This window comes from Neoroseomonas lacus (assembly GCF_014644535.1).
GTDB lineage: Bacteria > Pseudomonadota > Alphaproteobacteria > Acetobacterales > Acetobacteraceae > Neoroseomonas > Neoroseomonas lacus.
This window is the reverse complement of the sequence record NZ_BMKW01000044.1, coordinates 1-4,860: the sequence shown is the minus strand read 5'-3', so window position 1 is coordinate 4,860 and position 4,860 is coordinate 1. Positions and strand designations below refer to the sequence as shown.

At 65.0% G+C, this 4,860-nt stretch carries 3 protein-coding genes; 1 reads left to right on the top strand and 2 read right to left on the bottom strand.

All coding sequences use genetic code 11. The features are described from left to right. Nucleotides 1–592: 592 nt before the first annotated feature. Together egtD and egtB are read right to left on the bottom strand one after the other, a co-directional pair. Nucleotides 593–1,552: an L-histidine N(alpha)-methyltransferase gene (egtD, locus tag IEY36_RS30200; RefSeq protein WP_188974002.1), complete on the bottom strand. Its 960-nt coding sequence runs from the start codon at nt 1,550–1,552 to the stop codon at nt 593–595. Further along, complete coding sequence (gene egtB / locus IEY36_RS30195) at nt 1,549–2,889, bottom strand: ergothioneine biosynthesis protein EgtB (protein ID WP_229681721.1); 1,341 nt, start codon at nt 2,887–2,889, stop codon at nt 1,549–1,551. The genes egtD and egtB overlap by 4 nt, the downstream gene beginning before the upstream one ends. Nucleotides 2,890–2,933: 44 nt before the next feature. On the opposite strand from egtB, the gene IEY36_RS30190 reads away from it, so the two are divergent. Beyond that, nucleotides 2,934–4,679, top strand: coding sequence for an FAD-containing oxidoreductase (locus IEY36_RS30190; RefSeq protein WP_229681720.1), 1,746 nt, complete (start codon nt 2,934–2,936; stop codon nt 4,677–4,679). The last annotated feature ends 181 nt before the right edge of the window (nt 4,680–4,860 follow it).

Sequence of the window (4,860 nt, the reverse complement as noted above, 5' to 3'; positions counted from 1 at the left end):
CATCGGTGGTCGAAAGCAGCCGACGCATCACGGCCGAGCCGATAAAGCCGAGGCCGCCTGTCAGAAGAAGGGTCATGCTGGGTGCAGTCCGGCCCGCCAATGAATTGATAACTACGTATAATTTAAGATTTATATGGGGTCTTTATGCGTGCAAATTCGTGTTCTTTTCATGCCTACCGGCGCCCCGCGGTCAGTCATGTCGCGCACTGTAAGGCGATCCGTAGACAAGGCTGCAAGATTGATCACCAGGACCGGAGCCATGCTTGTCAGTCCGCACGGGATCGGAGACCCCGCATCGGCTTCGAATGGGGACCCCTGCTTGGTACGTTGATGTGCACTGCGGTCGTCTGGCCCGCAGCCGTAGGCGGAGGGGCGGACAACCTCGGCGCGGCGTTGGCTTGATGAGATGGGCTCTCAGCCAATGTCCGCTCTCTGCTCTCTCAGACGCAGAAGCGGACAGACAGCAGGCGACCAGAATCCGAAAAACTCCTGTGCACCTCCCGTCGATGCGCCGGTCGTCAGAGCAGGATCGTTGCGGAGGGAGTCACCGGAAGCGTGGATCATGCTCTCAAAACAGCAAGCGGCTCGCGGGTCAGCCTTCCAGCAACCAGACTGAGAAAAGTTGCTCCGGATCGGTCCACATCTGGACAGGCCGCCACCCCGCGGCCTCTGCGAGCACGCGGAGACGATCCGGCCGGTATTTGTGGCTGCTTTCGGTATGGATGCTCTCGCCTGCGGCAAAGCGGAAGCAATGCCCGGCGACCAGTACGCTCTGGGCATGCCGGGCAACCAGATGCATCTCGATCCGTTCCAACCGTGTATTCCAGCGTGCTTCGTGACGGAAGGCAGCGAGGTCGAAGTTGGCACCGGCCTCGCGATTCAATCGGGCGAGCAGGTTGAGATCGAAAGCGGCCGTGACGCCGGCCGTATCGTCATAGGCGGCCTCCAGGATTGCGGCCTCCTTCACGAGATCGGCGCCGAGCAGCATCCGTGCCCCGGGCCGCAGGCTGGCCCGGGCGCGGCGCAAGAAGGCGACGGCCTCCTGTGGCTCGAAATTGCCGATGGTGGAGCCGGGGAAGAATCCCACATGAGTTGTGCTGCCAGCGGCCCGTCCCGCCAAGTCGAAGGGCAGCGTGAAATCCGCCACCACGGGTCGGACCCTGAGGCCGGGGAAAGCGGCGGACACGCGCGCGACCGCCGCATCCAGCCACTCGGGGGCGATATCCACGGGAAGATAGGCGGCCGGCGCTTGAAGCGTGCCAAGCAGTTGCACGGCCTTGGCGCCGTCGCCCGGGCCAAATTCGACGACCGCCGCGCCGGGGCCAATGGTAGCGGCGATATCCGGGCCGCTCTCCTGCAGAATCCGCACCTCCGTGCGTGTGGGGTAGTATTCCGGGAGTCGGGTGATGGCTTCGAACAATCGGCAGCCCTCTGCGTCGTAGAGCCATTTGCAGGGGAGGGTCTTCGGCGCACCGGCAAGTCCGGCCAACGCGTCGGCGCGAAGCGCCTCGGCCTGCGCCGTCGCGGCATCGCGATTGGCCGCGCCGCTCACGCCGCATCCTCCGCCATCCGAAGGCCGGTGAACTGCCAACGCGCATTGGGCGGAAAGAAATTGCGGTAGCTCGGACGCGCATGTCCGGGCGGCGTCGCCAGCGAGCCGCCGCGCAGCACCATCTGCCCGATCATGAACTTGCCATTGTACTCGCCGACGGCGCCCGCCCAAGGCGTGAAGCCGGGATAGGGGCGATAGGCACTGCCCGTCCATTGCCAGGCGATGTCGGACCGCTCAGCGAAGCCCGCCAGGGTCACCGCGGCTTCCCATTCCTGCTCGGTCGGCAGGCGCTTGCCGGCCCAACGGGCGAAGGCGTCCGCCTCGTACCAGGAGATGTGCCTAACGGGCAGGAGCGGGTCGACCGGCCGCAGGCCGCCCAGGCCGAACTGCCACCACGCACCGTCGCGGCGCTCCCAGTAAAGTGGCGCCTCCCAACCTTCGGCCTGGCAGGCGGCCCAGCCGTCGCTCATCCAGAGGAGCGCGTTCCGGTAGCCGCCATCCTCCATGAAAGCGAGCCATTCGCCGTTGCGGGTCAGCCGGTCGGAAATGCGGAAGGGCGCCAGATAAGTCCGGTGGCGCGGGGTCTCATTGTCGAAGGCGAAGTCCGGTCCGCCATAGCCGATCTCCACGACGCCCTCCGGACCGTCGAGCATGCGGGAGGCGCCGTCGGTGGTCGCCGGCTCACGCCATCCGGCGTCATAGGCTGGGCGTAGCGGATTGCCCGAGAGAACATGCAGGATGTCGGTCAGCAGCAATTCCTGATGCTGCTCCTCGTGATGGAGACCGAGCTCGATCAACGGCAGCGCCTCTGCCGGCGGGTCGCGCAGTAACTGTGTCATGGCAAGGTCGACCGCAGCGCGATACGCCGCGATCTCGGCATTGCTGGGACGGGTCAGGATGCCACGTTGCGGCCGCGCATGCCGGGGCCCCGCGGCCACGTAGTAGGAGTTGAAGAGGACGGCAAAGCTTTCATTGACCCTGTTATAGCCGGGCAGGAAGGGCAGCAGCAGAAAGGTCTCGAAAAACCAGGTCGTATGCGCCCGGTGCCATTTCGTCGGGCTCGCATCTGGCATGGATTGGACAACCTGATCCTCGGGCGACAGAGAGGCCGCCAAGGTTTCCGTTTTCGACCGCACCCGCGCATAATGTTCGACGGCTGGGTGGGTGGTTCTGGCAGCGCCGCGATCGATGGCGTTCATGGCGGGTTGCTCCCCTAGATTTTTTGCAGCGCGCCGCTCACGGTGCCGCTCGCGTTGAATTCGGACAATCCTGACAGAAGTGCCAGAAGGCCTCGGAGTTTCCGCCTGGGGCCAAGATTGATGTCGTTGGCAGGCCATCCACCGCGATCTGCGCGACGTTCTGCGGAACCGATTCTACGACCGTGGTTCATTCTGTGCACCTGGGTCACACTGTTCGTATACTCGCTGCGGATGCCGGTCTTGCGTCCCCACAGACGCAGTTCTTCGAGATGTGTTGCCAAGAGATCTGGGTGTTCGCGGGTTCGCGATGCGTGCTGCTGCCAGCGGGTCGCAACTTCGGGCTTGTTTTACGGCAACAGTACCCTCGGAATCTCCATTGGGGGAGGTTGGCGCAGCCTCTCGCGGCTGGTCATGAAACGCCATCATTCGGAAGGGCTCAAGATGGACAGGAAGATCGTTGCCGCCGCCAAAGCCGCACGGAAAGCCGGCGCCGGGATGGCCGGCTCCAACTGTCTCACAACGTCTCTTCGGAAAGTCGCGGTGCTGTCATGAGCCTCACCTTCGACGCGATCATCGTCGGCGCCGGGCAGGCCGGGCCGCCGCTGGCCGGGCGCCTCACCGACGCCGGCATGCGTGTCGCCATCATCGAGCGCAAATACTTCGGCGGCACCTGCGTGAACACCGGCTGCAAGCCGACCAAGACGCTGGTGGCAAGCGCCTATGCGGCCCGCATGGCCGCCCGCGCGGCGGAATATGGCGTGGTCCTCGACGGGCCGCCAGCCATGGACATGGCGCGCGTGAAGGCGCGTGCCGGCAAGGTGATTGCCGACTCCCGGCAGGGGGTCGAAACCTGGCTGGGCGGCATGCCAGGCTGCACCGTGCTGCACGGCCATGCCCGCTTCGAGGGGCCGGATCGGCTCCGCGTCGGGGATGAGGTGCTGAGTGCTCCCCGCATCTTCATCAATGTCGGTGGACGCGCCGCCGTGCCGGACATACCCGGCATCCACACCGTACCCTTCCTGACCAACAGCGACATGGTCGAACTCGACCATCTGCCGACGCATCTTGTCGTGATCGGCGGCAGCTATATCGGGCTCGAATTTGCCCAGATGTATCGCCGCTTCGGCGCCAAGGTCACCGTCGTGGAGATGGGCGATCGCCTCGTGTCGCGCGAGGATGAGGATGTCTCGGCGGCGATCGCCGACATTCTGGCGGCGGAGGGCATCGGCATCCGCGTCGGCGCCAAATGCATCCGGCTCGCGCCGCATGAGAAAGGCGTGGCCGCCGCGGTCGACAGTGCGAGCGGCGGGCCGGAGATCGTGGGATCGCATCTCCTGCTGGCGGTTGGTCGCCGGCCCAACACCGACGATCTCAGGCTTGAGGCCGCGGGTGTCGAGACCGACGCGCGCGGCTATATTAGGGTTGACGACTCCCTGGCCACGAACGTGCCCGGTATCTGGGCGATGGGCGACTGCAACGGCCGCGGCGCCTTCACCCACACCGCCTATAACGACTTCGAGATCGTGGCCGCAAATCTGCTGGACGGGCAGGACTGGAAGCTGAGCGAACGTGTGCCCGCCTACGCGCTCTATACCGATCCACCGCTCGGGCGCGTGGGCATGACGGAGACTGCTGCGCGCGCCACGGGTCGTGCTCTGCTCGTTGGCAAGCGGGCGATGACGCGGGTCGGCCGCGCCGTGGAGAAAGGCGAGACGCAGGGCTTCATAAAGGTCGTCGTCGATGCCGAGACCAAGCGTATCCTTGGCGCCGCCGTCCTCGGCACCGGTGGCGACGAGGCGATCCACGGCATCTTGGACATGATGAATGCCGGGGCGTCGTACACGACGTTGCAGCGCGCCGTGCCGATCCACCCGACCGTCTCCGAACTCATCCCCACCATGCTGGGGGAATTGACGCCGGCGATGTGATACGGTTTTGCGTCTTGAGTGACGCGCTGAGATTCTGGAGTGTTTGGTTCTGTGATTCGCTTTGTGCCTGAGCGATTCGCGGAGTTTGGATAGCGAGGGGCATTTCGATCACGCGGCTTGATCTTGATGCGTCAGATCTTCGCGCGGCGTCGGTGCGCGCAAGATCGTCGGCGGCGGCGCG

Excerpts from the sequence above, each read along its gene's own strand:
- egtB (WP_229681721.1), bottom strand. The coding sequence starts at position 2,889 with ATGGCCTGCCAACGACATCAATCTTGGCCCCAGGCGGAAACTCCGAGG.